Annotated in this window: 13 protein-coding genes; 6 read left to right on the top strand and 7 right to left on the bottom strand. The window is 45.0% G+C overall.

Going from position 1 to position 18,743, the window contains the following annotated elements:
- Positions 1 to 446 precede the first annotated feature (446 nt).
- Positions 447 to 2,108 (top strand): hydroxylamine reductase, encoded by a 1,662-nt coding sequence (gene hcp / locus ABMY42_RS17990; protein ID WP_069687012.1) that lies wholly within the window; start codon positions 447 to 449, stop codon positions 2,106 to 2,108.
- Positions 2,109 to 2,184: 76 nt separating this feature from the next.
- Positions 2,185 to 3,228 (top strand): hybrid-cluster NAD(P)-dependent oxidoreductase, encoded by a 1,044-nt coding sequence (locus ABMY42_RS17985; protein ID WP_029789457.1) that lies wholly within the window; start codon positions 2,185 to 2,187, stop codon positions 3,226 to 3,228.
- 140 nt (positions 3,229 to 3,368) lie between these two features.
- Here ABMY42_RS17985 and ABMY42_RS17980 read toward each other — a convergent pair whose 3' ends face one another.
- The 4 genes from ABMY42_RS17980 to ABMY42_RS17965 form a co-directional block, all read right to left on the bottom strand.
- Positions 3,369 to 4,301 (bottom strand): class I SAM-dependent methyltransferase, encoded by a 933-nt coding sequence (locus ABMY42_RS17980; RefSeq protein ID WP_005450667.1) that lies wholly within the window; start codon positions 4,299 to 4,301, stop codon positions 3,369 to 3,371.
- A gap of 31 nt (positions 4,302 to 4,332) precedes the next feature.
- Complete coding sequence (locus ABMY42_RS17975; protein WP_272759373.1) at positions 4,333 to 5,025, bottom strand: TIGR01621 family pseudouridine synthase; 693 nt, start codon at positions 5,023 to 5,025, stop codon at positions 4,333 to 4,335.
- Between the two features lie 49 nt (positions 5,026 to 5,074).
- Positions 5,075 to 6,688: a methyl-accepting chemotaxis protein gene (locus tag ABMY42_RS17970; RefSeq protein ID WP_349266596.1), complete on the bottom strand. Its 1,614-nt coding sequence runs from the start codon at positions 6,686 to 6,688 to the stop codon at positions 5,075 to 5,077.
- A gap of 261 nt (positions 6,689 to 6,949) precedes the next feature.
- On the bottom strand, positions 6,950 to 8,377 hold the full coding sequence (locus ABMY42_RS17965) for a sodium-dependent transporter (RefSeq protein ID WP_005450673.1): 1,428 nt from the start codon (positions 8,375 to 8,377) through the stop codon (positions 6,950 to 6,952).
- Between the two features lie 372 nt (positions 8,378 to 8,749).
- Here ABMY42_RS17965 and cls point away from each other — a divergent pair, with 372 nt between their 5' ends.
- The 4 genes from cls (at position 8,750) to ABMY42_RS17945 (ending at position 13,927) form a co-directional block, all read left to right on the top strand.
- The gene (gene cls, locus ABMY42_RS17960) at positions 8,750 to 10,207 is read left to right on the top strand and encodes a cardiolipin synthase (RefSeq protein WP_005450675.1); all 1,458 of its coding nucleotides are present in this window, start codon (positions 8,750 to 8,752) and stop codon (positions 10,205 to 10,207) included.
- A 457-nt stretch (positions 10,208 to 10,664) separates the two neighbouring features.
- Complete coding sequence (locus ABMY42_RS17955) at positions 10,665 to 11,870, top strand: cystathionine beta-lyase (RefSeq protein ID WP_005450676.1); 1,206 nt, start codon at positions 10,665 to 10,667, stop codon at positions 11,868 to 11,870.
- A gap of 280 nt (positions 11,871 to 12,150) precedes the next feature.
- Positions 12,151 to 13,053, top strand: coding sequence for a triacylglycerol lipase (locus tag ABMY42_RS17950; RefSeq protein WP_009698161.1), 903 nt, complete (start codon positions 12,151 to 12,153; stop codon positions 13,051 to 13,053).
- A gap of 13 nt (positions 13,054 to 13,066) precedes the next feature.
- On the top strand, positions 13,067 to 13,927 hold the full coding sequence (locus ABMY42_RS17945; RefSeq protein WP_349266595.1) for a lipase secretion chaperone: 861 nt from the start codon (positions 13,067 to 13,069) through the stop codon (positions 13,925 to 13,927).
- On the opposite strand, the gene ABMY42_RS17940 is transcribed toward ABMY42_RS17945, so the two are convergent.
- From ABMY42_RS17940 to ABMY42_RS17930, 3 genes are all read right to left on the bottom strand, one after another.
- Entirely contained in the window at positions 13,924 to 14,484 is a 561-nt protein-coding gene (locus ABMY42_RS17940) for a DNA-3-methyladenine glycosylase I (RefSeq protein ID WP_005450686.1), read from the bottom strand. The two genes, ABMY42_RS17945 and ABMY42_RS17940, sit on opposite strands and share 4 nt — an antisense overlap.
- Positions 14,485 to 14,553: 69 nt before the next feature.
- Positions 14,554 to 17,661 carry an efflux RND transporter permease subunit VmeI gene (vmeI, locus tag ABMY42_RS17935; protein WP_005450688.1) on the bottom strand — a complete coding sequence of 1,036 codons (3,108 nt, stop codon included), beginning with the start codon at positions 17,659 to 17,661 and terminating at the stop codon, positions 14,554 to 14,556.
- A complete protein-coding gene (locus ABMY42_RS17930) occupies positions 17,658 to 18,743 on the bottom strand; it encodes an efflux RND transporter periplasmic adaptor subunit (RefSeq protein WP_050908339.1) in 1,086 nt (361 codons plus the stop codon). The genes vmeI and ABMY42_RS17930 overlap by 4 nt, the downstream gene beginning before the upstream one ends.

Raw genomic sequence — 18,743 nt, 5'->3', positions numbered from 1 at the left:
CACCAATGTACATGGGCTAACTGTCCCATCTGGTTTCTCGTATTTCACTTACTCTTCCTCATTCGTAATAATTAAACCGCTCAAGTCTCAGCTTTCTTGTAACTCTTTAAACTCATCAAGTTTTCAGTTGCCTTATTGCGTCATTCCCGACAGCGACGAAGGAGCGCAATCGGGAATCTCTTGCCTTCACAAAACCGCAATAACTTATCTCCTGTTTAACAAGCACTTCTACTATCGTCCGTTAAAACGTTTATCGCGCGTCGCTTTTATCACCAATTCAAATACACCGTTGTTATTTACACATCAGTTACGTTGTAAAAATCACATCAGCGACATACTCAAAAACACATAAAGCCATTAAAAATCAAAGAGATAATTATTGGCACGCATTCTGCTCTATTGGAGAAAACAAAACGACTATTACTACAATCACTGGAGAACCCAATATGTTCTGTATTCAATGTGAACAGACAATCCAAACCCCGGCAGTAAAAGGCTGTTCTTTCGCACAAGGTATGTGTGGCAAAACTTCAGAGGTATCCGATCTACAAGACGTGTTGGTTTACACTTTGCAAGGGGTTTCTTTTTGGGCAGCACGCGCGCTTGAATTCAATATCATCAATGATGAAATCAACCAGTGGGCTCCAAGAGCATTCTTCTCTACGTTGACCAACGTAAACTTTGACCCAGAACGTATCCTTGAACTGACTTCTCAAGCAGCCACTTACAAAGCGCTGCTAAAAGACCAAGCGATGACAGCAGCAGCTCTTACAGATGAAGTGCTAGTGAACATTCCTGATGTAGCGAACTTCGAGTTGCCAAACAGCGCAGAGGAAATTTTGGCGTTTGCTCCTCAAGTTGCGGTAAACCGCGGTAAAGACCAAGTACACGAAGACGTTATCGGTCTACGTCTGCTTTGCTTATACGGTCTAAAAGGTGCAGCTGCGTACATGGAACACGCACGCGTACTTGAGCAAACCAACAATGACATCTTCGCCGAATACCACGAAATCATGGCCTGGTTAGGTACTGACCCTGAAAATCTAGGCGAACTGCTAGATTGCTCAATGCGTATTGGTCTTATGAACTACAAAGTGATGGAAATGCTGGATCACGGTGAAACAGCAACGTTCGGTCACCCAGAGCCAACAACCGTTAACGTTAAGCCAGTCAAAGGCAAATGTATTCTTGTTTCTGGTCATGACCTTCACGACCTAGAAAAAATCTTGCAACAGACCGAAGGCAAAGGCATTAACGTTTACACTAACGGTGAGATGCTGCCTGCACACGGCTACCCAGAGCTGAAGAAATACCCTCATCTAGTAGGTAACTACGGCAGCGCGTGGCAGAACCAACAGAAAGAATTCGCCAACTTCCCTGGCGCGATTGTGATGACCTCAAACTGCCTATTGAACCCGAACGTGGGTCAGTACGCAGACCGTCTATTCACTCGTAGCATTGTCGGTTGGCCAGGTGTCGCTCACCTAGAAGGTGATGATTTTAGCCAAGTAGTCGAGTGTGCATTGGCACAAGAAGGCTTCCAACACGATGAAATCGAGCACAACATCACGGTTGGTTTTGGACGTAACGCACTGATGAACGCGGCTCCTGCGGTTATCGACCAAGTGAAACAAGGCAACATCAAGCACTTCTTCCTAGTAGGTGGTTGTGATGGCGACAAAGCAGAACGTAGCTACTACACAGACTTCACTGCAGAAGCACCAGAAGATACGCTAATCCTAACGCTGGCTTGTGGTAAATACCGCTTTAACAAGAATACATTTGGCGACATTAATGGCATCCCTCGCCTATTGGATGTGGGTCAATGTAACGATGCATACTCAGCAATTCAGCTGGCATTAGCCCTTGCGAAAGAATTCGACTGCGACATCAACGAGCTTCCTCTTACGCTTGTTCTTTCTTGGTTCGAGCAAAAAGCGATTGTGATCCTACTTACGCTATTCGCACTAGGCGTGAAAGGCATCTACACAGGTCCAACAGCGCCTGCATTCTTGACGCCAAACCTGATTGCAATTATCCAAGAGAAGTTCGATATGCGCAGCATTGGTAATGTTCAAGATGACCTTAAAACTATCCTAGCAGCGTAATCACCTTGCTTATCACGCGCCTCCTTAATTGGGGGCGCTTTTATCTATTGAGTACTCGACAACCAAAGAGATTGTTATGTTTTTTGAATGGCAAGGCAGTCAACCTGTCACCTTACGCTGTGTAGATAAATATCACGAGACTGCCGATGCAGTGAGCCTCAAGCTGGCAGACTTATCTGAATCGCTTTTGTTTGAATTTAAAGCGGGTCAGTTCATAAATCTTGGCATTGAAATCGATGGCAAGATGGAATTCCGTGCCTATTCACTCAGTTCCCTTTCCGGCGATGATTGCTTACAACTGACCATTAAACGCGTCGACGGCGGGAAGGTATCAAACTACATCATCGATAAACTGTTGATTGGAGATACAGTTCAAGCTCTTCCACCAACGGGTGATTTCAACTGTGTTGACCATCCACCAATCACGCTAGATGGTAAAAAGAAAGCCCTGCTGATCAGTGCTGGATGCGGCATCACCCCCGTATTCGCGATGACAAAACAATGGCTGAGCAATGATCAAGAAGTGGATATCGAATTTCTGCATATCGCTCGCTCTCAACCAGAAACGATTTACTTTGATTTGCTAGAGACTTACCACTCAGTTTACCCAGATTTTAACTTGAAGCTGTTACTAAAAAATCGCGGTGAGACCCAGTACCCTGAAGGTCGACTCAGTAAGGAATGGCTTCAGGAGTTGGTCCCAGATTTTAATCAGCGCACGGTTTATCTATGTGGTCCAAACCAGTTCATGCTCGATGTTCAAGGTTATTTGACCGAGCTTGGCTTTGATATGGCTAACTTCTTCCAAGAAAGCTTTACACCAGCGGCAAGTGAAGAAGCTGAAGTGTCAGATGAAACGGCAAGTGTGTCAGTCCCCGACTTTGCTCAAACGATTGATGCACAAAAAGGTCAAGTCCTTGCTGATGTGTTGGAAGGCGCAGGGTTACCGTTGATCGTCGCTTGTCGAAGTGGCATTTGTGGCTCTTGTAAGTGTAAGGTTCGCAAAGGCAGTGTTTCTTCAACCAGCCTTGAAACATTAACACCGGAAGAAATTGAACAAGGCTATGTACTCGCCTGTTCTTCGACGATTGAATCCGACCTCGAAGTTCAGATTGGTTAAAGCGGTTGATACAAACATTAAAAAAGCGCCGTGCTCGGCGCTTTTTGTTTATCGCAGACTGTAATTCTACCAAGACGCGAAGCATTTGATAGAGATTCTCTATAAGGAAAAACGACTGAGCTGGGAACCTCGCTTTAAACTCAGCTAAACAGCAGAACCTTCAGTGCAGCTTCGCTATCTACATCCATAAACTCTGGTGGATTGTCCAAACGCTCTCGGAATGTCAGCTCAGGCGCTTCTTCCTTCATGCTTTCAATCAAGAAATCGCTGGTCACCGATGGCGAGTTTACACATGCGAGAACTTGTCCACCTTCTGCTAGCAAATCTGGCAAACGGCGTAGAATCTTTTTGTAGTCTTTCGTTAACGCGAAGCTGCCTTTTTGGAATGATGGTGGATCAATGATGATCATATCGTACTGACCTGACTTCTTGATCTTCCCCCACGACTTAAAGATGTCGTGCCCCATAAAGCTCACTTGGTTGATGTTATGACCATTCAGTTTATGGTTCTCACGACCTTTCGAAAGCGACGCTTTTGCCATATCCACGTTTACGACTTTATCGGCACCACCAGCAATAGCCGCCACAGAAAAGCCGCAAGTATAAGCGAACAGGTTAAGTACATTTTTGTACTTGGCATTTTCACGAACCCAATCACGACCGTAGCGCATATCAAGGAACAAACCGAAGTTCTGGTTACGACCGATATCTAGCTGGTACTTCAAGCCACTTTCTTCAACCACAGGTCGAGCATCTAGCTCACCCAACAGAATTTCTGAAGGTGCGCCGTCAGCATAACGGTGTTGAATCACGATAGTGCGACCCTGTTTCTCTGCCCACAGCGCAGATTCAGAAAGCGTATTTAAACCAGCTTTTAATTCAGAAACAAACGTCTCATCGACTTCTTTAAATAGGTTAATGATCAACTGACCTTGTAACCAATCACATGTGATTTGCTCTAAACCTTCGAAGCGGCGACCGCGACCGTGAAACAGTCGGCGGATTTCATTGGGAGCTTGTGTTAGCTCCGCTTCTAGATGCTGGAAAAACAGCGGAAGTTGTGATGCTTGCATCGAATTCTCTTATTCGTTTTCTTTGTAATGGTTATTTGATCGTAGGCCAGTTCAGTTCCCACGGAGAAAGCCAAGTGTCGATACCTTGGGATACAATTTCATTGTGCCATTTACTGCCAAGCGCTTTATACTCGCGTGGATCGCAAACAAAGCAGTGTGTTTCATCTTGATACGGGAAACACAATGAAAATGCATGCAAGTAACCACGGTCAGCGTCATTACCTGCATTATAAATAGGATCACCAACAATACCCGAACCAACGGATTTTAATGCCACACGAATTTGGTGTGTTTTGCCAGTATGCGGCTTGCATAAAAACAGGCGCTCTCCCGGCTCTGCAGCGAGAGAAAAGAATTGGGTAATCGCTGGATTCGTTTTGCTGTTGACCAGTTTCCATGAAGAACGACGAGAGCGTTCCATGTCCCCCACTACCAGCCCTTGCTTCTTCTTAGGCTTTTTCGAACCAATCGCAAGATAGAACTTCTCGACTTCACGATCTGCAAATGCTTGCGACAACGCGCTTGCTGCTTTTGCGTTGCGACCCAAAAGCAAAATTCCAGACGTCATTTTGTCGAGGCGGTGAATAAGATACAACTGCTCATCACCACTTTGTTTCGCTACTTCTTGCAGCAACATAGTTTCACCATCGTCTTTATGTACTGAGACGTTGGGATGTTTATTGATGATCAGAAAATCTGGATGGGTGTGTAGAATGTCGAACATAAAAAACTGGCTCCACGTTTGGAGCCAGAAGTATACCGATTCTAAGCAATTAGGCGAGCTTAAACTTACCCACCAGCGCTTCCAATTCTTGAACTTTACGGTTCAGACCTTCTACGCTTTGCGAGCTGTCATTCGCTAATTGTAATGAACGGTTTGAGATGTCGCTGATCGATGTAATATCGGCAGCAATTTCTTTCGTCACTGCGGTTTGCTCTTCCGCTGCTGTCGCGATTGAGTTAACCATGCTTTGAACATGAGCCGCACCAGAAACGATTTCTTCCAGTGAGTTCACCGCTCCCGAGCTTTGACTCACGCCAATTTCAACCAAACGACAGCCATCTTCCGTGTAAGTCACTGCCTCTTGAGTGCCGACTTGAATCGCTTGGATGATCTCACCGACCTCTTGTGTTGCCTTCGTTGTGCGTTCAGCCAGAGCGCGTACTTCATCGGCAACCACAGCAAAGCCACGACCAAACTCGCCTGCACGTGCCGCTTCGATTGCCGCGTTCAATGCCAGCAGGTTCGTCTGCTCGGCAATGTCTTCAATCACTTTGATAACCGCGCCAATTTTCTCGCCATGAGAACCTAGGCTGTTCATCTGCACCGACATATCCGACATTTGCTGTGATACCTGTTGAATGCTCTCCACCATCTCAACAATCACGGTGCGACCTTGTTCAGCGGTTGATTCCGACTTGCGTGCTTCTTCAAACGTCGCAGCACCTTGCTCTGCAACTTGAGAAATGGTCAAGCTCAACTCTTCTGCCGCAGTCGCAATCAAGTTTGCTTTATCAGATTGGCTACTTGCACCCGACACAATATCTTGGCTCACAACTGACAGCTCGCCGGTAACTGATTTCACTTCTTCCGATACGAGCGAAATCGAACCAATAAGGCTAGTCAATGATGCTTGCATCTTATTTAGAGAAGTCGCTAGGTTAGCCAGCTCGTCACCCGATTTATCTTCAATCGGTTCTACCGCTAAATCGCCTTCCGCGACACGTTGCGCTAACTCATCGAGCTTACTCAAACGGTGAGTAATTGAATTGGACAATAAGTACGCAATAACGGCTGTTGCAATCAGCGCAATCGAACCAAGCACATAAATCGTCAGTTCAATGCTATTAAACGAATCCGAAAGGTCCAGTAGCGCTTCACTGGTACTTTGGCGACCGTCCGTTGATGCTGCATCAAGGATAGATTCAATCGGCGCTAGGTTAGCGTCATACAGAGAGCGAAGGCGCGCCACGTTCTCTTCAACGTTTTCTAGACCAAGATTAGTCAAAATTTGCGACTCAAAGTCACGAGTGAAATTACTCATGTAACGTTCAACTTTTTCAACATTACGGTAATCTTCGCCACCAACCGTTTCCAAAAGTTTGACTTCAGCAATCGCTGCTGCAAATTCTTGTTTATTTACTTGGTACTCCGCCTGAGCACCCGATACACCTACGATGCTACCTAATGCATCACGATAAACATCACCAGCTTCATCGATCAAAATTAAGTACTGAACAGTTTCAGGAACATCGTCCGTTCTTACCTCGTCAGCCACTTCGTGCGAGTTCAATACTTCTAATGTGATAATTCCAATCATCACCAGCATGATTGCTAAGATTGCACCAAAACTCGCGTACAGTTTTTTACGAACAGACATTGTCACTAATAACCTACCTTACCCTTGTCTTCTATTTTCTAACTTAGTTCATCCACATATTTACACATGCTTTGTAAGGCTTATCGGAACGTTCAACTGCAACTTTAACACTTATTTTTGTGATCCAGCTCCCTTTGCGAGTCGTCTCACAATTAATACCCATTATTAATATGAATTCACTCAATCCTATAAATAATGAATATAAAAAACGGGAGCCTGTGAAGACTCCCGTTTATTAATTTTTGAATTTAGCTGAATGCTTTTCGCTTATAGCTTCTTAGAGAAGATACCTGCGAGGGCAATGATACCAATACCAAGTAGCATGATTTCGCCTTTACCGCTGTCGAAACCAGACTTGATGCCCATGAAAGCGACGATTGCGATAGCGACTGGGATCACGTATTTAACTAGGTTGTACCAAAGACCAAATAGAGGGAAAGAAACTTTACCGTCGTTAGTGATCTCTTTTTCAAGGTCAGCACGGTTTAGACGCCAGCCTGCAAAGATACATACCAACATACCGCCAACCGCTAGGAAGATCTTATCTGTTAGTAGGTCGAAGATATCAAATGCGCCCGTACCGAATAGGGTTGGACCAACACCACCAAGTGACAGTGACGCGAACACACATAGTGTTGCCATTACGACACTCGCAGACAGTACTGCTGTTGAACGCTTCAGACCTTTCTCATCGATTAGGTAAGAAACTACTACCTCAAGTAGAGATACAGAAGACGTCAGTGCCGCAACAGTAAGACCAATGAAGAACATCAGAGCAAATAGAAGACCAATTACGCCGCCCATTTCAGCAAACAGTTGAGGTACAACTACGAAGACTAGACCTGGACCTGCTGCTGGCTCCATACCAAATGCGAACATTGCAGGGAACATAGCTACACCCGCTAGGATTGCAACACCTGTGTCCATTGCCGTAACCATACCAGTTGTTTGAACTAGGTTCTCTTTCTTCTTCAGGTAAGAACCGTAAGTCATCATACAACCCATACCCAGACTTAGAGAGAAGAATGCCTGACCTAGCGCCGCTAGAACGACATTGCTGTCTACTTTTGAGAAGTCTGGCATGAACAGGAACTCAAGACCTGCCATTGCGCCCGGTAGCATCAGACCTTTCACTGATACAACGATCAGGATAAGGAATAGAAGAGGCATTAGGATTTTACCCGCTTTCTCGATACCGCCAGAAATACCTTTCATTACGATAACGATGTTTAGGAACAGGTAAACACCCATCCACATTAGCGGTTGAACTGGATCAGAAATGAAGCCGCCGAAGCTGTCACCTATTGCTTCAGGAGCACTTAGTAGACCACCGCCTACTTTAAAGATGTACGCTAACGCCCAGCCACCTACTACAGGGTAGAAACCCATGATCAATAGACCACTCAGTACGCCGATAACACCCGTAAATGTCCAACGACGATCAGTCGATTTGAAAGCACCTACTGCTGAAAGACCTGTCTTACGACCAATAGCGAACTCAGTAAGCATGACGCTAAAGCCGATAAAAATAACAAACAAAAGGTAAATTGCAACGAACGCACCGCCGCCGCTCTCACCAGCTGTGTAAGGGAATTTCCATATATTGCCTAAACCGACAGCGGAACCCGCTGCTGCCATTACGAAGCCTAGTTTAGACCCCCACGTATCACGTGGTGCTGCTGTATTTGTAGCCACGCTTTTTCTCCAAAATGTTTTGTTGTGTTTGCATAGAGATAGGCGTCTAGAATATGTTCGTGTAAATATTAATGTACACTTTATAAGATGTTTGTGTGACGCTCTATGTATGGCAAGTAAAGCAGTTTAACTTTAAAATTGGAACCCCGAATAGCACATTTATCGCGCAAATGTATCATTGTTCACGCTAAATGCTGCTTTTTTGCGCAAAAGTTAAAGTTTCATCCAACTTTTCACACCTTAGTAACACATTACCCCGTTATAAAATCTATTTCACAACATAAAATCACCTAACCGTGTTGGTATGAAAATAGTTTCCCGTTACGTCATTTCCGCTTAATATCCATGTTGGGCTTATTACTTTTGGCGTATATGGACAAGTTCTATCACTTTCTCACCCTAGCTAGCATTGGGCTTTATTGGTTCCTAGTGGCTGGTGTTACTATTCGTGTCGTATTAAAACGTCGCGCTGTTAGCGTCTCTCTTGCATGGCTGATGATCATCTACATCCTGCCAGTGCTTGGTGTTGCTTGTTATTTCTTATTTGGTGAGCTTAACCTTGGTCGAAAACGTGCAGAACGGGCTAAAGTGATGTTCACACCGTTCCAACAATGGTTCACTCAGTTAAATGATTGTAACGCGCATGTTCCAGAAGCAATGGGGCGTCATATCTATCGCATTGATGAGCTATGTAACAACCGTTTGGGTCTTCCTGCATTAAGTGGTAACACACTTTCACTTCAGCAATCACCGGATGAGATCCTTCATTCCATCATTGAAGATATCGAAAACGCACAGCACAGCATTCGAATGGTGTTCTACATTTGGCACCCAGGAGGCTTAGCCGATTCAGTCGCTTCTGCACTGATTCAAGCGGCAAAACGTGGCGTAGACGTAAAACTGCTTCTTGACTCTGCTGGTAGTCCGCGCTTCTTCCGCAGTCATTGGTATAAGATGATGAAGGATGCGGGCATCGATGTAGTACAAGCATTGGAAGTTAAAATGTGGCGTATCTTCCTGCGCCGTTTGGACTTGCGTCAGCATCGTAAGATCATCGTGATTGATGACGAAATTGCTTATACAGGATCAATGAACTTGGTCGACCCTGCTTTCTTTAAACAAAGCAGTGGTGTTGGTCAGTGGATTGACATCATGGTGCGAATTACCGGTCCTACGGTCAACGTGCTAAGTGCCATTCACTGCTGGGATTGGGAAGTAGAAACAGGTGAACGTCAGCTACCTAAACACCCAGAGTGCCGCATTGACAACAGCGATGAGTTTCAACATCCAATTCAGGTGGTTCCATCTGGTCCGGGGATGCCGGAGTACTTGATTTACCAAGTACTGACTTTGGCGATCAACCAAGCGAATCGCTCGGTGAGGATCACCACACCTTACTTCGTGCCAAGCTCTGATTTACTCGAAACATTAAAAATGACCGCACAACGTGGCATCGATGTTGAGCTGATCATCCCACACAAAAACGATTCCATGATGGTGCAATGGGCATCGCGAGCTTTCTACAGTGAGTTGATGGCTGCTGGTGTGAAAATCTACGAATTCTATGGCGGTTTATTGCACACTAAATCGGTGGTGATTGATGATCAATTCTGTCTGGTCGGCACGGTAAACATGGATATGCGCAGCTTGTGGCTCAACTTTGAGGTAACTCTGGCAGTAGATGACGAAGAGTTCACCAAGCAAATGTCGTGGCTGCAGGACACCTACATCCAACAATCACACACTGTTGATAAAGAAGAATGGGAGAAGCGCAGTATCTTCTCTCGTTTCTTGGAACGTGTTTTCTATCTATTTAACCCATTGCTATAACAAATGAGTTATACCCAAGTAACCTCGAGATGCTAGGTTCAGCGAGAATGACTTGGTTTGTAGACGCGGCGGTGATTTAAAGGTCTAGTGGGTCTAAATCAAGAATCGACAACAAAGTATACAAACCAAGACAACTCGCCCTTTGGGAGCGTGTCATTGACTCGACTTCTGCGTCAAACAACTTGGAAAGAGCTGGCTATTACGCTGCGTTGTTTTCCTTGACCTCGAATCAATGACTACGCTCTGAATCCTGCATCTTGAAGTCACTTGGGTATAAAGCTAATAAATCTCTACAAAACCGACAGTTCTATGCTGTCGGTTTTCTTTATCTGTTGCACTTTCTCACTGTTTTTCGCTCTATGCTCTGACGAGTCGTTTCATTTCTACTTTTCCCTTGCAAACCACCCTTGGTCCATGTTTTAAATATTGAAAATCGTAATTTAGACAGGGAATTTTTATGTCAGAAGGCAAAAAGACCAAACTCGTTACCGCAGGTCGTGATAAGAAGTGGACAAATGGCGTGGTAAACCCACCAGTGCAGCGCGCTTCTACTATAGTGTTTGATACCGTCGCAGAAAAAAACCAAGCGATGATCAATCGTACGAATAAAACCCTGTTTTACGGACGCCGTGGTACAAACACACACTTTGCCTTTCAAGATGCCATGGTAGAGGTCGAAGGCGGCGCAGGGTGTGCCCTTTACCCATGTGGCACGGCGGCGATTTCTAATGCCATCTTGTCTTTTGTCGAAACGGGCGACCATATCTTAATGGTGGATACCTGCTACGAACCTACTCGCGATTTCTGTGACACCATCATGAAGAAGATGGGTGTAGAGACAACTTACTTCGATCCTATGATCGGCGCAGGCATTCGTGACCTTATTCAGCCGAATACTAAAGTGCTTTTCCTTGAGTCTCCTGGTTCCATTACCATGGAAGTGATGGATGTCCCTACCCTAGCAAGCATTGCACACGAACAAGACATCATTGTAATGTTGGATAACACATGGGGCGCGGGGGTGAACTTCTCACCATTCGAGCACGGCGTGGATATCTCTATCCAAGCAGCAACCAAATACATTGTTGGTCACTCAGATGTAATGCTGGGTACGGCGGTTGCTTCTGAGAAGTACTGGGATCAGCTACGCGAGCAGAGCTACCTAATGGGTCAATGTGTTTCTCCTGATGATGCATATCTAGGTCTGCGTGGTATTCGCACACTTGATGTACGCTTACGCCAACACGCGGAAAACAGTCTAAAAGTCGCGCAATGGTTAGCAGCTCGTCCTGAAGTTGACCACGTTCGTCACCCTGCTCTAGAGAGTTGTCCGGGTCACGAATTCTATAAACGCGATTTTACTGGTGGTAACGGTCTGTTCTCATTCGTGTTGAAAAGCTCGTACCCGAAAGCCACCACAGCATTGTTGGATGGTATGAAGCACTTCAGCATGGGTTATTCATGGGGCGGGTTTGAGAGTTTGATTTTAGCTAACGAGCCAAAGAGCTTTAATAGCTTGCGCACAGTGGCGAATCCAAATTTCGAAGGTACATTGGTACGTCTACACATTGGTTTAGAAGATGTAGAAGACTTAATCGCCGATCTTGAAGCTGGCTTTGCTCGATACAATGCATTAGTGCTAGAAAAAGAAGCCTCTTTATAAGCATTCAGAACAATTATTAAATAGCCTCGTACTGCGAGGCTATTTTTTTACCTCTCATTATAGAGTTACTAACTCATTGTCTTAATTAGAATTAACTAACATTCTAATATTCATCAATCCTATGTTAATTGAATCTGTTGATTTTCTTTTGAGTAATCACAGATTAAAACAATGTGCCACAAACGAACTTCTCAACCGCAAAACTTATCTCCTATTTTATAAAACTCATAAGAGGTCATACCACAAGGAGATAGTTTTGAAACTCAGATTCATAACAACAATGCTTTTCGTTTTAAGCACCCTACCTTTTGCATCTGCCAACGCCAGTGGTTACACAGAAACCAAATACCCCATCGTACTTGTCCATGGTTTATTTGGTTTTGATTCCCTTGCCGGAGTCGATTACTTCTATGGCATCCCACATGCTCTAACGAAAGATGGCGCGACGGTTTATGTCGCTCAAGTCTCCGCAACCAACAGCAGTGAAGCACGTGGAGAGCAGCTCTTGGCTCAAGTAGAAACGTTGCTTGCTGCTACAGGCGCGGAAAAGGTCAATTTGATTGGGCACAGCCATGGTGGACCAACAACACGTTATGTTGCTTCTGTACGCCCAGATTTAGTGGCGTCCGTTACCAGTATTGGAGGGGTGAACAAAGGATCAAAAGTAGCTGATATTGTGCGTGGAACGGTTCCTGAAGGCTCCATCAGTGAAGGTGTCGCGGTGAAGCTAGCAGAAGGGCTAGTGACTCTCATTAATCTACTTTCCGGTGGCACTGATCTCGACCAAGACCCACTAGCTTCCTTAGCGGCACTAACCACCGAAGGTTCTTTGGCGTTCAACCAGCATTACCCTGAAGGCATTCCAACCAGTGAATGTGGAGATGGAGACCTATTGGCGTCTAACGGTGTGCATTACTACTCATGGACTGGCTCTTCCAACTTTACCAACCTGTTTGATCCAACAGACGGCGCAATGGTGGTTTTAGGTTTGGCGTTTGATAGTCCAAATGATGGTCTCGTGGGCACGTGCAGCACTCACTTGGGGAAAGTGATTCGTGATGACTACAAGATGAATCATCTGGATGAAATCAACGGGCTGCTAGGTATCCATCATTTGTTCGAAACGGATCCAGTCACATTGTATCGCCAACATGCAAACCGCCTAAAACAACAAGGTCTATAAGAAGGAAGCCATTATGAAGAAAGTCGCTCTCATCACCTTATTCATCATATCACTCATTGGTGTAGGAGCGGCTTATCTGTTTCCATCGTCTCCACCTTCACAACTTATAAAAGCTCAGTCACAACAGGACACCAGTATTGATCTCTCTTCTCAAAAAGACTTCTTTGAATACACTCTGAGCGGTCTAGGAGAACAAAGCCTTGAAGAAATCAAAGCCAACGTAAAAACTGGTGAATCACAACTAGATTCACTGGGTATCAGCGCAGAACTGTTCGAAACTTACCTAGTCTACAAAGAAGCGTTATCCAAGCTAGAACCGTTCGAAGGAAATTCGTTGTCATTAAACGAACTGAAGCAGCTAAATGACGCAATCTTAGTGATGCAAAGCGCGTTTTTTACTGACGAACAAATTGCTCAACTTTTCGATGAAGAAAATCGCTTACGCCAGTTAGCAATAGATAAACTCACCATTCGAGAAACCGAATTAGACGCTGATTCTCAACAACAAATGCTTGAAGAAAACCTCGCCTCTCAACCTAAGTACATTCAACAAAGTGAGCGCAATAACGCGCTAGTGATTGAACTAAATCAGACCTCAGAAATGTCTGCACAGGAGAAGTATTTGGCTCGTGTTGATTTGGTGGGTGAAGAAGGCGCCGAACGACTACAAACTCTGGATGAACAACGAGCTTCGTTTAACGCATCACTCAACGATTATTTAGAGAAACGTGCGGAGATCATCAACAATGATTTCCTCGGCGAAGAAGAAAAGAAAACAGAAATTACCGGATTAAGAGAACAAAGCTTCGAGCAAAAACAATGGCGTCGCGTCGAAGCTTTGGAAAGGATTCATGATAGTAAATCTAAAAACTAATTCAGTTTTTTAGGACAACCAACAATATGGTCATCGACCATACCTACTGCTTGCATGAAGGCGTAGCAAATCGTCTCGCCCACAAACTTAAAGCCTTTCTTTTTGAGGAACTTACTCATCGCTTTGGATTGTTCTGTCGATACTGGCACTTGGCTCATGTCTGTCCAGTGATTCACGATTGGTTTGCCATCAACAAATTGCCATAGCGCCGCGGAAAGGCTTCCGTATTCTTCTATCAGTTGCTTTGCCGCTTTAGCATTGCTGAATACCGAATTAATTTTGCCGCGATGCTTAACCACGTCGAAGTTTTCAACGATGAATTCGGTACGCACTTCATCGCGTTGAATCAGCTTATCTAAGTCATAGTTTTCAAACGCTTCTCGATAACCTTCACGCTTTTTCAAAATCGTAATCCAGCTTAAACCGGCTTGCGCACCTTCTAGCGTGATGAATTCGAACAATACCGTATCGTCGTGTACAGGCACACCCCATTCAGTATCGTGATATTCGCGTTCAAGTGGATGGTTCATCGCCCATGCACACGTATTCTGTTCCATATTTAATCCTTATAAAAACGCCCCTGACGTTAGCCAGAGGCGCTCTAGAACGTTACTTAAACTAAGTCGTTACTTCGGCACTGCCACCTTGTGGAATAGACGATACAACACTGGCACGACAATTAGTGTCAGTACGGTCGCAAAACCTAAACCAAACATGATGGTTACAGCCATTGGTTTAAAGAAGATATCCGGTAGTAGAGGAATCATGCCTAGAATGGTTGTGATTGCAGCCATGCATACTGGACGCACACGACTTACTGCGGCATCCACCACTGCGTCGTACGCTTCTTTACCCGACTTCATTTCAATCTCAATCTGATCAAGCAGTACGATACCATTTTTCAGTACCATCCCCGACAGACTCAAGAAACCCAGTAATGCCATAAAGCCAAACGGCGTATTCAACACCAATAGACCGGTTGTCACACCAATTAATGCCAAAGGTACTGTTAACCAAACAATAAGAGGCTCTTTGATTGAGTTAAACAAGAAGATGGTGATCAAGAACATAAACAAGTAACCCATAGGCATCGTGGTAAACAACGACGCTTTTGCATCACCTGATGACTCATACTCACCACCCCACTCTAGTGAGTAACCTGGTGGCATTTCGATCGCTTCAATCTGCGGCTGTAGACGTGCTTGCAATGTTGCCGCTGTCTCTTCACCTAGGATATCTGGATCTGCCATTACCGTTAGCATGCGCTTACGGTTCTTACGCACAATGATAGGGTCTTCCCAACGCATGTCGTAACCCATAGTTACTTGTTGTAGAGGAATAAATTCACTCTGCGCTGGGCTCCAAATTTTCATGCCTTCGATGTTACGAATGTCGATACGCTCATCTTCCGGAAGACGCGCAACAATCGGCATCAGAGTTGTACCATCGCGGTATAAACCAATATTCATACCAGAGAAGGACATCGATAAGAAATCATCCACATCCGATTTAGTGATGCCGTAACGACGAGCTTGACTTTCATTAAACTGAGGCTCAAGCACTTGTGTACGTTCACGCCAGTCGTGACGAATGTTCGTTGCTCCCGGGTCGGCGTACATCACATCCATCACTTGTGCAGCAATAGTACGCAGCACCGTTGGATCAGAACCAATAATGCGCGCTTCAATCTTCGCACCGCCACCAGGACCCAATTCAATTTGCTTCAATTTGTAATTGATTTCTGGGTAGTTGGATTTGATGTGCTCTCTAAAGCGCTCCATAAGTGGTGCTAACGCTTCGTAGTTCTCGACACGCGTAGTGATCTCACCATAAGCCGCGTAACTTTTCTCTGGGGCATAAGTCAGCATGAAGCGCTGCAAACCCTTACCTGCGGTGGTAGTGATATGTTCAACGTGATCTTGCTCAGCAAGCCAGCCTTCCAGTTCTTTCAGCGTATCATTCGTAGCTCGAATATCCGTACCCTCTGGCAACCAAACATCCAACTGGAAAATAGGGGTGGTTGAAGATGGGAAGAAGGCTTGTTTCACATAGGTGAAGCCGTAAACACTCGCCGCTAGACCTGCCACCAAGACAACAACAGTAAACCATGCTCGGCGCATACAGAAGCTTAAGAACTTCTTATACATAACGAAGATGATGCCATTGTATGGGTCATTGTCTTCGCCTTCACCACTCTTAATTTTCTGACCTTTGAAGAAAATATCAGCGAAGAAAGGCGTCAACGAAATAGCGGTAAACCAGCTCAGCATTAACGAGATAAGCAGTACGGTAAACAAGGTACCACAGTACTCACCCGTCGAGTCTTCTGATAGACCGATTGGCGCAAAAGCAGTAACAGCGATAACCGTCGCGCCTAAAAGCGGCCATTTGGTTTGCGTGACGATATCCGTCGCAGCTTGAAGTCTCGTTCGTCCTTTTTGAGTCCCGATGAGTATCCCTTCCACGACGACGATGGCGTTATCCACCAGCATACCCAGAGCAATAACCAATGCCCCAAGAGAGATACGCTGTAAATCGATGGCTAAGTACTTCATAAAAATGAAGGTACCTAGTACAGTCAGTAGCAAGATCAGACCAATAAGCAGACCTGAGCGTAAACCCATAAAGAACAACAGAACGATGATTACGATACCAACGGCTTGAGCCAAACTAATAACGAAGCCACTCACCGACTTATCTACTTCTTTTGGCTGATTGTAGATTTCTGAAATTTGAACGCCTACTGGCTGTTGGTACTTCAGTTCTGCAACTCGACGATCAAATGCCTTGCCAACTTCAACAACGTTGACCCCTTGAGCAAATGAAATCCCCAAGTTCAGCGCCAACTCACCATTGTAGTTAATGATGTTGGTTGGAACTTCTACATAACCTCGTTTAATTTCGGCAACGTCTTTTAAGAAAATCAGACCTTGTGCACCAGACTCGGTGATCAATAAGTCACCTAGCTCATCTACGCTTTGAAACTCACCGGTAGGTTGAATACGAATGTACTCATCACCGATACGGATCGCACCAGCATCAGAAACTACGTTTTGGGTCGAAAGTAAGTTAAAAACGGTTGTCGGAGATAGCCCCAAACTGCTTAGCTTTTTCATCGAGATTTCGATGAACACTTGCTCTTGCTGTTGACCAGATACCGAGACCTTACTTACCCCATCAACCAGTTCAAGTTCACGCCTTAAATAATCAACGTAATCGAGCAACTCTTTATAACTGTATCCGTCACCAGTTACCGCAAGCAAAATCCCGTATACATCGCCGAAGTCATCAATCACCGATGGGTCATTGACACCCGGTGGTAATGTACCTTTTAGGTCATTAACCTTACGACGTAGTTCATCCCAAATCTGTGGTAAATCATCCGGACCATAGTTGTTTTTCATGGTCACTGTAATTTGAGATAGACCACGACTGGAAATGGAGTTCACTTCATCCACGTAGGTTAATTGCTGAATCGCTTTCTCTATCGGATAAGTAACTTCTTCTTCCACTTGTTGTGGCGTTGCCCCCGGATAAGAGGTCACTACCATTGCGTCTTTAATAGTAAAGGCTGGATCTTCAAGACGCCCTAATCCAAAGAACGCCGCAACACCACCAATCAAGAAGATCAGCGACACCATCCAACTGATTACGCGGTTTCTAATGAAATACGCCGCAATACCCGTTACGTTTTCATCATCTTGTTGAGGCGCAACGTTATTTTGTTCACTCATTGAGTTGCCTCCTGCTTAACCACTTCCACTTTCATGCCTTCTCTCAATCGAGCCACACCTGCGACAACGACTTTGTCATCAAGCTCTAGACCATCAAGAATTTGAACCGATGTTTTTGATGCTTTGCCCGCTCGCACTTGCTTGCGAGTGACGGTATTGTCGTCATTTAGCACCCAAACAAATTTGTTTTCTCGGCTTAAATCATCGCCATCAGCATTGAAAATCGCTTCAATCGGAACATTGATACCAACATTCAATTCCAAGCCAACATTCTCATCTTTAGACGTCACATCAACAGCCATACCGTCAAGAATGTACTCTTGGTCTGGCATAGGCAGTGATAAGGTGACGGTAAATGTGCCAGTATCTGGATCTGGTTCGGTCGTGAATTCTTTGATGTGGGCTTTGTATTCATTACCACTTGGTACACGAACTACCGCATCAATTTTGGCAAGATTTTCCGACGTCGGCGGCTGTTTGACATAGAGGCGATCCGGAAGTTGGATCAGCACTTCAACACGATCAACACTATGAATGTTCACGATGTACTGCCCAACTTGAATATTCTCAAACTGGTCAACGTTGACGCGTGAGATGATGCCGTCAACAGGCGCTTTAAGTTGAGTAAAAGACAGTCGAAGTTTGGCTAACTCCAATTCAGCCAGTGCGATTTGACGTTGTGCTGCAATCTCATCGAATTGAGATTTCGCTAATAAACCTTTTTTCACCAAAGGTGCAGAGCGACGATACTGGCTATCGACGACGGAAAAACGTGCCGAAGCATTATCAACATCAAGCTGATAATCCGTAGGATCCAGTGTGGCAATGACATCGCCTTTAATGACTTTATCACCCTCTTTCACCAGCACTCGGCTCACCTCACCCGCAACGCGGAAACTCAAATGCGAACGGTCAGCCGCATTGGCAATAGCAGGGAAATAAAGATTATCATCGACTCGCTTTCCTTCCAGAGAAGCGACTCTCACACGAGGTGTTTCTAGTTCTCTTTCAGGTCCTTTGTCACCACAACCAGCGAGCAATACCGCAGAGCAAAGCGTCGTTAAAGCTAAGATTCCTTTCAT

The sequence above is a fragment of the Vibrio sp. SSH13-20 genome, assembly GCF_040104475.1.
Classification (GTDB): Bacteria; Pseudomonadota; Gammaproteobacteria; order Enterobacterales; family Vibrionaceae; genus Vibrio; species Vibrio harveyi.
This window is presented reverse-complemented; position numbering and strand designations above follow the sequence as displayed.